Origin of the sequence: Desulfosediminicola ganghwensis (assembly GCF_005116675.2) — a bacterium.
Classification (GTDB): domain Bacteria; phylum Desulfobacterota; class Desulfobulbia; order Desulfobulbales; family Desulfocapsaceae; genus Desulfopila; species Desulfopila ganghwensis.
Genome location: NZ_CP050699.1, coordinates 4,871,021 through 4,884,585, shown reverse-complemented (window position 1 = coordinate 4,884,585; position 13,565 = coordinate 4,871,021). Strand labels below are relative to the sequence as shown.

Annotated in this window: 14 protein-coding genes and 1 other RNA gene; 7 read left to right on the top strand and 8 right to left on the bottom strand. The window is 47.7% G+C overall.

Features of this window, described 5'->3' with window-relative positions:
- Nucleotides 1-119: 119 nt before the first annotated feature.
- Complete coding sequence (locus FCL45_RS20965; RefSeq protein ID WP_167495738.1) at nucleotides 120-1,295, top strand: PAS domain-containing sensor histidine kinase; 1,176 nt, start codon at nucleotides 120-122, stop codon at nucleotides 1,293-1,295.
- Here the strand turns inward: FCL45_RS20965 and FCL45_RS20960 are convergent.
- The 5 genes from FCL45_RS20960 to FCL45_RS20935 form a co-directional block, all read right to left on the bottom strand.
- The gene (locus FCL45_RS20960) at nucleotides 1,238-2,770 is read right to left on the bottom strand and encodes a YihY/virulence factor BrkB family protein (RefSeq protein WP_228721388.1); all 1,533 of its coding nucleotides are present in this window, start codon (nucleotides 2,768-2,770) and stop codon (nucleotides 1,238-1,240) included. The genes FCL45_RS20965 and FCL45_RS20960 overlap by 58 nt on opposite strands.
- A gap of 120 nt (nucleotides 2,771-2,890) precedes the next feature.
- Nucleotides 2,891-3,037 (bottom strand): response regulator, encoded by a 147-nt coding sequence (locus tag FCL45_RS20950; RefSeq protein ID WP_136796975.1) that lies wholly within the window; start codon nucleotides 3,035-3,037, stop codon nucleotides 2,891-2,893.
- A complete protein-coding gene (locus FCL45_RS20945; protein ID WP_136796974.1) occupies nucleotides 3,012-3,449 on the bottom strand; it encodes an HDOD domain-containing protein in 438 nt (145 codons plus the stop codon). Before FCL45_RS20945 ends, FCL45_RS20950 begins: the two co-directional genes overlap by 26 nt.
- A 37-nt stretch (nucleotides 3,450-3,486) precedes the next feature.
- Nucleotides 3,487-3,846: a molybdenum cofactor biosynthesis protein MoaE gene (locus tag FCL45_RS20940; RefSeq protein WP_136796973.1), complete on the bottom strand. Its 360-nt coding sequence runs from the start codon at nucleotides 3,844-3,846 to the stop codon at nucleotides 3,487-3,489.
- A gap of 61 nt (nucleotides 3,847-3,907) precedes the next feature.
- Nucleotides 3,908-5,842: a LysM peptidoglycan-binding domain-containing protein gene (locus FCL45_RS20935; protein ID WP_136796972.1), complete on the bottom strand. Its 1,935-nt coding sequence runs from the start codon at nucleotides 5,840-5,842 to the stop codon at nucleotides 3,908-3,910.
- 138 nt (nucleotides 5,843-5,980) lie between these two features.
- Here FCL45_RS20935 and FCL45_RS20930 point away from each other — a divergent pair, with 138 nt between their 5' ends.
- The 6 genes from FCL45_RS20930 to tyrS all read left to right on the top strand — a co-directional run bounded on the left by FCL45_RS20930 (nucleotide 5,981) and on the right by tyrS (nucleotide 11,078).
- On the top strand, nucleotides 5,981-6,466 hold the full coding sequence (locus FCL45_RS20930; protein WP_136796971.1) for an NUDIX hydrolase: 486 nt from the start codon (nucleotides 5,981-5,983) through the stop codon (nucleotides 6,464-6,466).
- 111 nt (nucleotides 6,467-6,577) lie between these two features.
- On the top strand, nucleotides 6,578-6,940 hold the full coding sequence (locus tag FCL45_RS20925; RefSeq protein WP_136796970.1) for a hypothetical protein: 363 nt from the start codon (nucleotides 6,578-6,580) through the stop codon (nucleotides 6,938-6,940).
- Nucleotides 6,941-6,987: 47 nt separating this feature from the next.
- The gene (locus FCL45_RS20920) at nucleotides 6,988-7,287 is read left to right on the top strand and encodes a cell division protein ZapA (protein ID WP_136796969.1); all 300 of its coding nucleotides are present in this window, start codon (nucleotides 6,988-6,990) and stop codon (nucleotides 7,285-7,287) included.
- A 122-nt stretch (nucleotides 7,288-7,409) separates the two neighbouring features.
- Nucleotides 7,410-7,583, top strand: a non-coding RNA gene (gene ssrS / locus FCL45_RS20915) — 6S RNA.
- A gap of 671 nt (nucleotides 7,584-8,254) precedes the next feature.
- Nucleotides 8,255-9,820, top strand: a complete 1,566-nt coding sequence (gene rny, locus FCL45_RS20910; protein WP_136796968.1) for a ribonuclease Y — start codon at nucleotides 8,255-8,257, stop codon at nucleotides 9,818-9,820.
- A gap of 46 nt (nucleotides 9,821-9,866) precedes the next feature.
- The gene (gene tyrS / locus FCL45_RS20905; RefSeq protein WP_136796967.1) at nucleotides 9,867-11,078 is read left to right on the top strand and encodes a tyrosine--tRNA ligase; all 1,212 of its coding nucleotides are present in this window, start codon (nucleotides 9,867-9,869) and stop codon (nucleotides 11,076-11,078) included.
- 156 nt (nucleotides 11,079-11,234) lie between these two features.
- Here the strand turns inward: tyrS and FCL45_RS20900 are convergent, their stop codons facing one another.
- The 3 genes from FCL45_RS20900 to FCL45_RS20890 all read right to left on the bottom strand — a co-directional run bounded on the left by FCL45_RS20900 (nucleotide 11,235) and on the right by FCL45_RS20890 (nucleotide 13,505).
- Nucleotides 11,235-11,636 carry a Fur family transcriptional regulator gene (locus FCL45_RS20900; protein ID WP_136796966.1) on the bottom strand — a complete coding sequence of 134 codons (402 nt, stop codon included), beginning with the start codon at nucleotides 11,634-11,636 and terminating at the stop codon, nucleotides 11,235-11,237.
- Nucleotides 11,637-11,778: 142 nt separating this feature from the next.
- On the bottom strand, nucleotides 11,779-13,083 hold the full coding sequence (locus tag FCL45_RS20895) for a radical SAM family protein (protein ID WP_136796965.1): 1,305 nt from the start codon (nucleotides 13,081-13,083) through the stop codon (nucleotides 11,779-11,781).
- A complete protein-coding gene (locus tag FCL45_RS20890) occupies nucleotides 13,080-13,505 on the bottom strand; it encodes a hypothetical protein (RefSeq protein WP_136796964.1) in 426 nt (141 codons plus the stop codon). Before FCL45_RS20890 ends, FCL45_RS20895 begins: the two co-directional genes overlap by 4 nt.
- Nucleotides 13,506-13,565: the final 60 nt, after the last annotated feature.

Sequence of the window (13,565 nt, the reverse complement as noted above, 5' to 3'; positions counted from 1 at the left end):
TATGCTATCGTGAAATAGTATTGATTTGCACTGTAGAACCGCAGCCTCCAGCTGATTACTATTTGTTTTTCAGCTGTGTTCTTATGGTTTGGACTCTGGCAGATAACAGCGGACTTTTTATGAGTAAAAGGAAACAAAATCTGCATGGTGGCAAGGGATTTTTGTCATCTTCTGTAACTTTTCCCGGCGATCTGCTTGGCAGGATTTTTGATAGCCTTGACAGCCTGATTTATATTGTCGAGCCGAAATCGGATCGAATTATGTTTGTCAACAAGGCCTTTAAAAAGGTCTTTGGTCATGATCTCATAGGCCGGAAAAGTGATGATCTGATGAAAAAATATTCGGCAGATGAAGCAGACGATACCGGCTGCGAAACGCGCAGTGTTTCCGGAAAAATGCTGCCGGGAGATCAATTTCGCGAATATCAATATCCATTAACCAAAAAGTGGTACCGGGAAAAGGTAGAGGAACTGGAATTGAATGAGGGGCAGTTGTTCAGGCTCGTTATCGCCTACGATATAACAGAGCAAAAGCAGTTAGAGAGTTTTTTGAGCGAAGCCCGCAAGCAGGCCAATAGCAGTATTTCAGCCAATAGCAAGTATGTGGCGTTGGTTGCCCATGACTTGAAGTCACCTTTTCATTCAATCATCAGCATGCTCCAGCGCATACTCAAAAAGGAAAAATTTGACCATAAGATTCACCAGCAGTTTCTGGAAAATATCATCAAAAACGGTGAACGTATGCTGAGGATGATCGACAGTCTGCTCGATATTCACCGAATGGATAAAGGAGAGATACGACTTGACCAGACCTTTTTTAATCTGCACGATGCGATAACGGAAGTATTTGATAATTATACGCATCCTTCCATGCAGAAGAAGCTGGTTATGGTGAATAGGGTACCAAAAGATATAGAGATTTTTGCGGATAAAAATCTCTATTCAGTGGTACTCAACAACCTGATTTCCAATGCGGTAAAATTCAGTTTTGAGGGTGGTAGGGTGGACGTCTTTGTTGACGACAACGATGACCGTGTAGTGCTGGTGGTGAAAGATGAGGGAAAGGGCATTGCAGATAAGTTGATAAACGATATTTTCCGACCGGATGTGAATACTACCCAGGTAGGGACTTCAGGAGAAAGTGGTTCTGGGCTGGGATTGATATTCTGTCAGCAGATAATGAAAGCTCACGGCGGCAGCATCTGCCTGAAATCTATCGAGGGCGCCGGAGCCAGCTTTTATGTGGAGCTTTCCCCTTCCTGCCGTTTACCTGAGGAGGATGACCCCGATAGCTGATTTACGACATCCTGCCCGGTAAGGGCTCCAACTCCACTCACCATCCTGAGGCTTGATTGGCCGCCGGGAGTATCTGCGGCATCTGTGCCGAGGATCGCATCCACTATCATCTGTTTACTGTAGTTTCCAGCCGGCAATAACTGTTCCTGAATAGCAGTAAGGTAAAGGAGCTCCGCTTTTTGTAAATCGGCGACGGCTTCCTCTATAAGGCGTGCGCTATACGCCGAGAGTTTGTCAGCCAGGCTGTTCACCGTCACGCTCTGGTGTGTTTGATACCCTGCTGTAACTTCGCTCATTATATCCAGTGCAGCGCCAAGTTTTCTTGCAGGAGATGAAGAGCTGCTGCGTAATGAGTAACTGTTGATATGCTGACAGGCATAGGCTATCTGGGCTCCACCGAGGATGAAAAGCCAGCCGAGATACATCCAGACCAGAAAGAGGGGCAGGGTGGCAAAAGAACCATAGATCGCATTGTATTTCGAGACACCGACCTGCAGCGTAATATACGCATTCTGGACAACAAACCAGGCAATGGCGGCTAGCACTGCCCCGATGGCCGCAGGCAGGGAGCGCACTTTGGTATTTGGAAAGAAAATGTAGATTATGTAAAGAGTTAAAGAGATGAAGAAAACAGGTATCAGTTTCAATATCAGGGTCTCCAGCCACTGAAAAGGAAACAGCATTTCAAATTTGGAGGCCAGGGTGGGGTTTTTCAGAAACGCACTGGCCGCGAAGGCAACATTGATGGAAATGGGCATCAAAATTAAAAGTGTCAGATAATCGGAAACTTTCCTGATTATCGACCTGCTGCTTTCAACATGCCAGATGGCATTCATAGCCATTTCAATATTACCGAGTACCAGAATAACGCTGAGCAGGATACCGACCACACCAAAGGTTCCCAGGGTGGCGAAATTGGTCTTGTCCACATAATTGAACAGCTTATCCACGGCCGATCGCATATGGGTAGCCATGCCTGCGGTACCGCTGTCATCAGCTTTGGCTACTGCTGCACTCTCTTCCCCTGCAGGGGTGGCGGGCGGCGTGGATGGCACCGAACTCCGGTCCCCTGTGGGGGATTGCTGCTGAAAAGTAACCTGCTCAAGGGTAAGATCTTTTGCACTTGTAGGGCTGGGCGTGATGCTATCGATATAGCCGTAGGCGACATCGCGCAATTGATCGCCGCCACCGAGGCCTTTAACGACAGCGGTGGACATCGCCAGAAGAGGCACCAGGGACAGGAGCACCGTATATGTCAGGGCGCCTGAGCGTAGAGCGATATCGTTTCTCTTGAGTTCAGAGAACATTATCATCAGCACTCGCACAACGTTACGCAACAGGCCGGTCAGAGTTCCCGAAGAGTCGGAAGGCGAATGTACCCATCGGTTGAGAGCACTGATCGAATCGGCTGCACCATTTTTGAAAAAATGATTTTTACCGCATGTTTCGTCTGAGTTTTTGCCGTTTTTGGTCATGGTGAATATCTTGAGGGTCAATAGGTGTGGAGCCACTTATCAAGAATCTGAAAGACCACCTCACGCTTGATTGGTTTGGATATATAATCTGTCATTCCGGCTTCCAGGCATTGCTCGTGATCACCTTTCATACCTTATGCCGGCTTCCTGGTTCTGCATCAGAAGGGGGAGAGCCCTGGCGGAATCAGTTTCGATTTCGACCTCGATGCCTGCCCGACCAAGCAGGGTACTGAGGACATCATTATTGGCACCATTGTCGTCGACCACCAGAATTTCCTCTCAAGTCTGCAGATGGTGCTGGTCTTCGCGGAACTTTTCCCGACTTCGCCACCCTTGTGGTGAAATTGAAGGCCGTTCCTTTGCCGGTCAAAACTGAGGTGTTGGTCAAGTCGATGAAAAACATCTTCAAGGCCTCAGTCAGGGCAATGTTGTGCAGATTCTTTTTGCCAAGCAACGTTATGGCGCGACTCACTGAGTCAACTTTATACAGCAGTCCGCAATATGGACTGTTGACGAGTTTGAGGAGGCGAACCATCAACACAGGATTCATGGTAATCACCTCGTCGAACTGCTTCATGGTAGTGCTCTCGTCTGCCATAAGGCTTGAAAGGCGCGTCACGGTGAACGGCAGGGTCTGAGCATCACTGAATTGGCTGAAGAAGGAGAGTGATGGGGGCATGGTATCCTGGTATTGATGGTGAAGAGGCCGTGGTACTTCAGGCTATTTCCCGTTTGGTCACAGCCTCTGCTTTAACGCGGTCGAGCAGATCGGCCAGGACCGGTTTGATGTTTTCCCGTATATCTCCGGCTACGATGATAAAGAGCAGATCGTCACCGGGTGAAAAGGTACCTTCGTACGCTTTGATGACTATATCGAAAATGCCCTCTTTTTTCAGATACTCCTGGCGAAGTTGTTCGATTTTGTCAAAGTCCGGACGTACTTCCAGGGCGGAAACATCTGATCTGTCCTTGCGGGACCAGTTTCGGACCACACCGTTATGGATCAAAATCATACCGACGTTATCCTTAAATCCTGGTTTTTGCTTGAGTTGGGCAATTGCTTCAGTGATATCCATGCGTACTTCCTTTCGGGTGATATTGATGTTTCAAGGGCTGTAGACTGGCTTGTCGTTGTTGTCAGCGCTCCACGACTATTGGTATTACCAGAGTCTGGGATTGCTGGATGGTACTGTAATCTATGCTATCATTATACTTTTTTAACAGCCAGAGGGGGATATGAAATTTGCGGTTGCACAGATTCCAAATGGTATCTCCCGGCTGAACCGTGTAGGTTATCTGGTCCGCAACCTGAAACGCTGCAAAGAAATCTTCTTGATTTTCTCTGGCAAAATCAGCACGGAGATCTGCAAATTCAGCGGCAGAAATCTCATCGTAGAGCACGATCAGTTTTTGGCCCGGCTGGATAGTATCAGTGATTGCAAGCTTGTTGGCTTTTCGTAATTCAGCTTCATCCATTTTTAACCAATGGGCAAAAAGCGGCAGGGTTTCATCCGGGTGAACAGAGATCGTATCTCTCTTGAGAGCTTCGCGGGCAACAGGGGTCTGCTCGGGATACAGTTTTTTCCGTGCTCTTATTACAGGGACCTGAGCAGTTTTTTTTTCATCTGGTGAAGAAAAGCGCTTGAAACTTTCTCGTTCTGAAGCGAGATGGGGCAGTAGTGGTTCAGCAGAACTGAGTCTCGGATGAGAAGGGATGCGGAGTTTCTGGCCCACGTATATTCGTGCGTCGGAATCGAGGGCATTGGCACGCAGCAGCACCTTGAGCGGGATATCGTTGTTTGAGGCTATCGCTCCGGCTGTATCGCCACGCTTGACCCGGTAGAGCGATTCCGTCATCTGGGAATTTGAGAGCATTCTGAGAGGGATTGTTGTTATCAGCTTCTCAGTCCTGGCTCCGGCTGGCAGTCGGAGTTGATACCTGCGGGGGATAAGACGCTTTCCCTGGAAAACGGGATCCCGCAAGGCCGGGTTAAGGATTTTTAGTTCCTTCTCACTCAGGGCAAAATGTTTCTTCACATCATAGAGATGTATAAAGCCGGGCAGGGGGTAGGTGGCAAATATCAGAGCCTGGTCTTTAGGGATTGAGGAATCTTGTTCAAGGTGGGTTGCAACCTTGAGCGCTGCCAGGAACTCCGAATAAAAGTTTCTTGACGCAAAGCCAAAATGACCTTCACTATAGCTGGTATAGATGGCAGGGTAGCTGCCATGGGAATTCTGGGCGCGTAACATGCCGGCGGTACCATAATTGTAGGCAGTGATTGCCTCGGGCCATTCGCCAAGAAGCATATAACTGTTTTTCAGGTACTTGGCTGCGGCCTCGGCGGCGATTAGAGGGTCCCTACGTTCGTCGACAGTATCGTTAATCTGCATATATTGTTCACCGGTGGCTTTGGTGAACTGCCAGACTCCAGCAGCGCCGAATTTACTGTATGCCTTTGGGTTGAAGGATGATTCGACGTGCGGCAGGTAGGCAAGTTCGACCGGTAGGCCGTAGTCGGTCAGGATCGCTTTGATGGCACCTATATAGGCTCCTGAGCGGGTCACGCCTTCTATGAAACGTTCTTTCAGTCCGGTCTGACTGCGAATCCGGCCGGCAGCTTCCGTCATCTGTTTGAGACGTTCTGGTCCTGAAAACATGGCTGCAATCCGTATTTCTTCCACGGTTACAGGTGGGTTTCCTTTGCCAAGTCCTTCGAGTATGTTCTTATATTTCTCAACGGCCTGTTGGATTGCTGTCCTGTTGATTTTTTCGGCGGCCGGCAGATTTCTGTCCAGGAGCTGAATGACCTCATAAATCCTGGACAGATCCTCATGGTCATGAATGACCGAGGAATGTATTGAATGGGTTGAATAAATGTCTTCCCAGAATTTTACAGCCGCTTTGATTTCAGGGTATTCAGGAAAGATCTTATTGGATGCAGCCCCACTGGTTCTGGGTAGACAGATGCTGATAGTCAGTAACAGAACAAACAGAGGGAGTTGCCAGCATAGCATGGGGTGGAAGAGAACAGAAGATGAGCGGCCCGGCGGGTGATGACGAAAATCTATCATATGAAAATATTAAATAGTATTGAATATGAGTTAAGCAATTTCCAAACCTATAGCACACATGACATACCATCGGAATAGTTTTCTGGAACTGGTACGTTGAGGTAATTACTCCAGCTGGAGTGAAATAAGGAGTTATAAGTGTATACACCAATAATAGGAACACTCGGTTACATTTTGTCACCCGATAAGAAGAAAACACTCATGGTACATCGAAACAAGCGACACGACGATCAACACCTGGGAAAATATAATGGTCTTGGCGGCAAGATGGAGCCCAATGAGGACGTTTTTGGTTGTCTGGCGAGGGAAATACGTGAAGAGGCAGGTATAAAAATCGTGGAAACAACCCTTCGGGGCACAATTAACTGGACCGGTTTTGGCCCCAATGGGGAAAATTGGTTCGGATTCATCTTTCGAGTGGAAAGCTTTGAAGGAGAGCCTGGAAAAACAAATGAAGAGGGCGATCTGGAATGGGTTGAGGTTGAGAGAATTATGGAACTGCCAATGTGGGAGGGGGATCGTCATTTTCTGCCTCTGGTTTTTGACGATGATCCGCGGATATTTCACGGTTACATGCCCTATGAAAACGATAGGCCGTTAAGTTGGGAGTATACGAGAATGTAGAAAATATGCGGCCTGGGGACAGCTCTTTCAGCTTGCGGAAGATCGTTTGCATGGTATAGTCTGGCTGAAACAGATTTAATCAATCCTTATCCCAAGAGAAGGAGTAGAGATATGTCTCAGGAGAGCGAATTACGACGTCTTGAGAGCTTCGTCAGCAAATTGCTGGTGAGTTACCAGGAACTGAAGTTGGAGAACGACAAGCTGACCCTGGAACTGCAGGAGCAGTATGAGAGTGTTGCCCAGATGAAAGACAGGCTTGCGGTTCATGAGAACGAACGCAGCGAGATCAGCACCCGGGTAAATGGCTTGATTGAACAGATCGAAGAGTGGGAAATCAACCTGGGAGAAGAAGTATTTGATACTTTGACTCTTGACGATCACACTGAACAGCGTAATCTGTTTAATTCAAGTGAGACAGAAACTGCTGTTGATGGTGCCCAGGCAGATCAGCAAGAGAGTGGCCGTACCAGCTGATATTAAACGAAGCAGGCAGAATCGTATTGGGGTGAAATACAGTCATAATGTCTGAAACTGAACGTTTGGTCCGGTTTGAGCTGTTCGGGCAGGAATTTAAATTTTATACTGCTGCCACCGAGGCAGAGATGGATGCGATTCTGGAACTGGTTCGCGAGCAGGTTGAAGGAAATCTCAGCACGCGAACTGGAACATTACCGGCAAGTAAAATAGCAGTGATGGCATGTTTGAATATTGCATCTAAATATGTTCAGTTAAAACAGGATTTTGAGAGTTATAAAACGGACAATGAAAGCCGTTTTTACGACTTGAGCGAAAAGATACGAAACAGTCTTCCTCAAGGCTGATGCTGCAACTATATTTTGTTTTCGTTTAGTTGAAAGTTTGCTATACTGAAGTCTGATTTGAAGATTGTTTGATCTGGTAGAAAATAGAGTGATTCTACCTTTCAGGAAGTAGAATTTTAGAGATTTCCCTGCGCTGTTGGTGATCTGCTGTGTGTGTTGAGCCAACTCTCAAAAAAAGGGTACCTCCCCTTACTGATTAAGGAAAATCCATACGGAATTTCCTGAAGTAGTTATGAGGCTGCCCACCTAATTCATTAGGTTTAACTGACCTGTCGACACGGCAGTGCGGGGAAGTTACTAGCTCAGAGCGAATTCGCTGAAATTCGTTCTGTTTATATATGCGGCTGGCTGGCAGGATATCGGTATTACGGCCGAATTTTAATTTAACACGACTGAGTGCAGCAGGGATGCTGTTTGAAAGAGATTACGGACATTAAAGAAGCAGGGTAGCTTTTCAGATATCTGTTTTGAGTGTCAGATTTGCACGGAGCAAAGAGACAATTGCCCGAAGTGGTATATAGAGTTCGAGGGAGGGGCATCGGTTTGATACATGACAATAATATGCATTGTGTATCGGTACGATGAATAGAGAAGGATGGTTTTTATGAATGAACACAAGACCATATAGGCTGGTACGACGGTAGGATGTACGATGTTTCTGTGGCATTGGCCAGCCCTTTCATCCGCTTACTTCAAGCTTAAGAGCAATTGACAGTTTTGGTGTAGCTTACCGGGCAAGTTCCCCGCTATTTGGGGTGAAATACATTATGTTTGAGAGTTGGTGGGTGTAATCAACCGGTTTACCAACTTCTGACAGTTGTATGATCGCTCGTTATCTGAAAAAGTTGGGGTTTTTCCCCGACTTAAAGAATCTTCCCGTTTATTATCCCCGTCTTGTAATCCCACTTTTCATACGCCTGTTATTCCTTTCTGCGCGATCAGTTACAGCATACACAGGAATAACGTCATGAGCGTATTGAACCACCCATCGCTTTTCATCATACTAGGCTTGACGCTTGGCGCAGTTGTTGGATATCTCTTGCGCAAGCAGTTTATTGAAGGCCACCAGCGAAATATTCAGGCCCAGAGCAAGCAGATAATAGAAACTGCCATAATCGAGGCTGAACAACTCAAGAAAGAAGCACTTCTCCAGAGTAAGGAAGAAGCGTATCAGATCAAGCAGGCTCACGAAAGAGAACTGAAAGCAGAAAAAGACGAGATCAAGTCTGAAGAGCGTCAGCTGAATCGTAAGCGAGAGACCCTGAAGAAAGAATGGGACAATCTGGACCGTAAGGGGAGAGAACTTAAGTCCTTTGAGGACACCTTGCGCAGCAAAGAGACGGGTATTGCCGAGAAATATAAAGAGGTTGATAATCTCATCGGTAAACAACGCTATGAAATGGCCCGTATCGCCGGCATCAGTCAGGAAGAGGCCAAGAAGATGCTCATGGACTCGCTGGAAAGCGAAGCCCGTATGGAAGCAGCGAAAAGGCTTGCCCGAATTGAAAACGAAATGAAAATGGAGGCGGATCGCAAGGCCAAGAATATTCTGGCATTGGCGATCTCCCGTTACGCTGGCGATTATGTCGCAGACAAGACAGTCTCCATGGTGCCACTGCCCAACGATGAGATGAAAGGGCGGATTATCGGGCGTGAGGGACGGAATATCAGGGCAATTGAGGCTGCCACCGGCATTGATATCATTATAGATGACACCCCCGAGGCTGTTATCCTGTCCGGGTTCAACCCGGTACGTCGTGAGGTTGCCCGTCTTGCCCTTCTGCAGCTCATAAATGATGGCAGGATTCATCCTGGTCGCATTGAAGAGGTGGTTACCAAGGTTACCAAGGAGCTGGAGGTCACCATCCTGGAAGCTGGTGAGCAGGCAACATTTGATGTGGGGGCGCACGGAGTTCACGTAGAGCTTATTAAACTGCTGGGTAGACTCAAGTATCGTACCAGTTACGGTCAGAATGTATTGCAGCACTCGCTTGAAGTTGCTTTTCTCTGCGGTATTATGGCTGCTGAGCTTGGGTTGGATGTTAAAGTCGCCAAACGGGCGGGCCTCCTGCATGATATTGGTAAAGCTGTTGATCATGAGGTGGAAGGGTCCCATGCCATTATTGGTCGTGACCTTGCCAAAAAATACGGTGAGACCGAAGACGTTGTTTACGCTATAGGCGCTCATCACGAAGATCAGCCTCCACAATCAGTACTTGATGTGCTGGTTCAGTCTGCCGATGCGCTCTCCGGTGCAAGGCCGGGGGCGAGAAAAGAAATGCTCCAGAGTTACGTAAAGCGACTCGAAGATCTCGAAAATATTGCCAACGCCTGTCAGGGCGTTGAAAAGTCCTATGCCATTCAAGCCGGACGTGATTTGCGGATAATAGTTGATGCCAGCAAGATCAACGATGATGCGGCTATCTTGATGAGCCAGGACATTGCCCGGTCCGTTGAAGAGAAATTGACCTACCCAGGCCAGATACGGGTGACAGTAATCAGGGAAACTCGTGCCGTTGAGTACGCTAAGTAAAGTTAATAAATGGTCAGTAAATAAGAAAGGATAGGGCAATACAGTAATGCAATCTATTGAGGAACAGTTAGAACTTATCGAGCGAGGTGTCGTTGATTTCATCTCCCGGGAGGAGCTGAAAAAAAAGCTCACGAAATCAGCTGAAACAGGTGTGCCGCTGAAAGTGAAAGCGGGCTTTGACCCCACCGCACCGGATCTGCATCTTGGCCATACCGTGCTGTTGCAGAAGCTGAAGCACTTTCAGGACCTTGGCCATCAGGTATACTTTTTGATCGGTGACTTTACCGGTATGATCGGTGACCCGACAGGTAAGTCCGAAACCCGTAAGGCGCTTACCCCTGAAGATGTTGCCAATAATGCAGAGTCTTACAAGGAGCAGGTATTTAAAATTCTTGATCCTGAAAAGACCGAGGTCGTATTCAATTCTACCTGGCTCGGCGGCCTGAGCTCTTACGACATGATAAAGCTCGCTTCTGAGTTGACTGTGGCCAGAATGTTGGAGCGGGAGGATTTTCGAACCCGCTTTGATAGTGGCAAACCAATTTCCATTCATGAGTTCATGTACCCCCTGATTCAGGGGTATGATTCTGTGGCCATGGAAGCGGATGTTGAGCTTGGCGGCACCGACCAGTTGTTCAATGTACTTATGGGGCGGGATCTCCAGCGGTCACGTGGTCAGGCGCCTCAGGTGGTATTGACCATGCCGTTGCTGGAAGGTCTGGACGGTGTAAACAAGATGAGCAAATCGCTCGGCAATTACATTGGCATTACTGAGCCCGCCAACGATATCTACGGCAAGGTGCTTTCCATATCCGACGAGTTGATGTTCCGTTATTATGAGTTGCTCAGTGATCTTTCAAAAGCTGAGATTGCAGATTTGCAAGCGGGCATAGAGAAAGGCGAGCTGCACCCTAAAGAGGTGAAGAAGAAGCTTGCCCGTGAACTGACTGCCCGTTACCACGGTGAAGAGGCTGCCGTTGCTGCGGAAGAGAACTTTGAGCAGGTATTCAAGCAGGGTGGTCTGCCGGATGACATTCCAGTTGTTGAAGTTTCAGCCAGTGAGCCGGTGTGGATCCCTCAGTTACTGCTTGATGCCGAACTGGTTGCCTCAACTTCAGACGGCCGCAGGATGATAAAGCAGAACGCCGTATCAATCGATGGCGAGAAGGTCACCGATATGAAGGGCACAATTGAACCAAGTGGCGAGGTGTTGCTGAAGGTTGGCAAGCGTAGATTCAGTATGGTGAAGTTCGTCTAATCCCGACTGTAAAGTGAAATAAAAAAAGGCCGGTTCGCTCTGTCGCGAACCGGCCTTTTTTATTTTGTGCGTCTGACTTGCCGTATTCAGAAAAATGAAGAACCTTTCAGGAACTTACAAGGGTAACATCAATCGATTTTAGCTTATCAACCTGTGTTACATGCCATTTTTACGGCAGGTACCACAAACTCCGGAAAATTCGATGTGGTGACCAATCACCTCATATTGGCTGGCTTCCATGGCAGCTACATTGATGTGTTCCTGGACGGGGATGTCTATATCGTCAACTTTGCCACAGCTGGCGCAGCGTATGTGGTAATGAGGATCTACAGTTGCGTCGAAACGCTTCTGGGTACCACCGACCTCTAATTTGAGGATTACTCCGCTGTCAGCAAGCAATTCAAGGTTTCTGTAAACGGTGCCAAGGCCAATCCTCGGCAACCTCTTGCGAACCATATCATAAACTTCGTTGGCAGTCGGGTGGGAAGTAACCTTGCCGAGTTCTTCGAGAATAACCTGGCGCTGAGTGGTCAGTCGCATATTCGGTAGAGATTCCATATCATTATCCCGCTAAATTCTAAGTATTAATAAATGTTATTAGCTGACATTGTATATCAAAATGAAAAAATATCAATGAAAAAGTCCACAGGGATAATAAGTTACACGTTGTGGTACTTTTGGCCGGCGTGGGGAATGAAATTCAGGGTTTAATTGTGAAGCCGTTGGCTAAAGGAGGGTTAAAATAGCCAAATTTCAATGTGGGACATTCCTCTTTAAGCAAGCTGAGCCAATTGCGAACACCCAGTGCTTTTTCGGTCGGCTGAAAATCAATTGTTTTCAGGTACCACTCGGGATCCATGTTGAGGTTTCTCAGTTGAATAAAGTCAGGGGACAACTCTTCAACAAAGCTACATAAACTATCAAACTCCTGAGGAGAGTCGGTAAATCCCGGCAGGATGAAGTAATTCAGTGAGACGAATTTACCGTGAGATTTCATTACTGCTATCGATTTTTTCACGTCATCGAAGCAATATCCTTTGGGGCGATAGTATCTGAGATAACGGTCTTCCTGAACTGAATTCAAGCTGACCCGGAGCGAGTCAAGACCCGCTCGAGCGAGGTTTTCTACTTTATCGGGCAAGCTGGCATTGGAGTTTAGGTTGACTGTACCCTTGGATGTTTTTTGGCGGATAAGGCCTATTGCCTTTTCGATGGTACTGGCCTGCAGCAGTGGCTCTCCCTCACATCCCTGGCCGAAACTGACAATAGCCCTTTCTGCTGTATTAAGATGAGCGACTGCCATCTGGCAAATTTCATGCGGAGTCGGAACAAAAGCTATTCGATCCTGGGTTGAAGGGCAGCAACCCGATTCCTGCAACGATATACAACCTACACAACGGGCATTACATTCAGGCGATGTAGGTAGAGGTGCTTCCCAGCGCCCGAGAAAATAATTTCTTGCTGCAGGGCAACCATAGGTGAGACAGCATTTGCCCAGATGCTGGATCAATCTGTTATTTGCATTCGCTTTAAGAACTGCTTTGGTTTTGCGGTTGACTGTTTCCTGCTTGTACTGATCGCAGTCCTGCCGGATATCGGAGTCGCTGCGAAAAGCAGGCACCCAGAACTGGTTGTTAAACCAACCAACGGCAGTGTAGGCAAAGAGCGGGAGAGTGGGAGCACCTTTCTTCGTCTGAAAAGCGCTGCTCAGCGCACTGGTGTGAGCCGGTGACATGAATGCGGCAACAGCCTGAATATCACGGCCGGGTTCGAAGGGGTCTTCCTCAAGGAGCAGCGGTTCACCACTGTCAGGGTCGCAGCCAACCGGAAGCCTCATTGGCAGAGCGAAAAGTTCGCTGCCTTCAGGCAGGGGAATGAGGTCATCCAGTTCTGGACGCACAAATTCTCCAGCGGCGCTGCCGCACATCTGCAGGTCCGGAAAATCTGTGATAGTTCCCTGATCATCCGCGATGACCAGAGAAGGTATTTCAGTTGGATGAATCACTGTGGTCTGAGTACTCGCATGACTGAATCTATAGCGCGATAAATATCAAGATCATCTCCAAATACATCTAAAATATCAGGATGATTGATGAGGTCTTCAACAACATACTGGGTCAAATAGAGGCTGACGATATTGGGGTCCTGAACCAGGGTGCGCAAAGGTGCAATTTTCATCTGCAGGTCAAAATCATCGAGGTGAGGCAGCTTCTGCAACTGGTCTTCTATCGATTTCTGAATATTGGCGACGGCACTGCACTCGATAACCTCGCGATCAATGAGGCGTTGAACCAGCCTGACAGTTAAGGGTTCGGCATGCTCTTTCGCAGTCCGGAACATCTTTCTCCGCTCACGCTCGCGTTTGCGGTCAATTGCACGAATAGTTTTGTCTGTAGATCTGTTAGCACTAACACTTACTTTAGCCATCTATACCTCCCGGAGGATGTCGGCCCGCCAGGCGGGTTTTATCGTAGATTTTGGATTGTC

Bases quoted from the DNA above. Each gene is read 5' to 3' on its own strand.
- FCL45_RS20920 (WP_136796969.1), top strand. From the start codon at position 6,988: ATGTCTGAAACTGAACGTTTGGTCCGGTTTGAGCTGTTCGGGCAGGAA.
- FCL45_RS20925 (WP_136796970.1), top strand. From the start codon at position 6,578: ATGTCTCAGGAGAGCGAATTACGACGTCTTGAGAGCTTCGTCAGCAAA.
- FCL45_RS20965 (WP_167495738.1), top strand. From the start codon at position 120: ATGAGTAAAAGGAAACAAAATCTGCATGGTGGCAAGGGATTTTTGTCA.
- tyrS (WP_136796967.1), top strand. From the start codon at position 9,867: ATGCAATCTATTGAGGAACAGTTAGAACTTATCGAGCGAGGTGTCGTT.
- FCL45_RS20940 (WP_136796973.1), bottom strand. From the start codon at position 3,846: ATGGATATCACTGAAGCAATTGCCCAACTCAAGCAAAAACCAGGATTT.
- FCL45_RS20890 (WP_136796964.1), bottom strand. From the start codon at position 13,505: ATGGCTAAAGTAAGTGTTAGTGCTAACAGATCTACAGACAAAACTATT.
- FCL45_RS20945 (WP_136796974.1), bottom strand. From the start codon at position 3,449: ATGCCCCCATCACTCTCCTTCTTCAGCCAATTCAGTGATGCTCAGACC.
- FCL45_RS20900 (WP_136796966.1), bottom strand. From the start codon at position 11,636: ATGGAATCTCTACCGAATATGCGACTGACCACTCAGCGCCAGGTTATT.
- FCL45_RS20960 (WP_228721388.1), bottom strand. From the start codon at position 2,770: ATGACCAAAAACGGCAAAAACTCAGACGAAACATGCGGTAAAAATCAT.
- rny (WP_136796968.1), top strand. From the start codon at position 8,255: ATGAGCGTATTGAACCACCCATCGCTTTTCATCATACTAGGCTTGACG.
- FCL45_RS20935 (WP_136796972.1), bottom strand. From the start codon at position 5,842: ATGATAGATTTTCGTCATCACCCGCCGGGCCGCTCATCTTCTGTTCTC.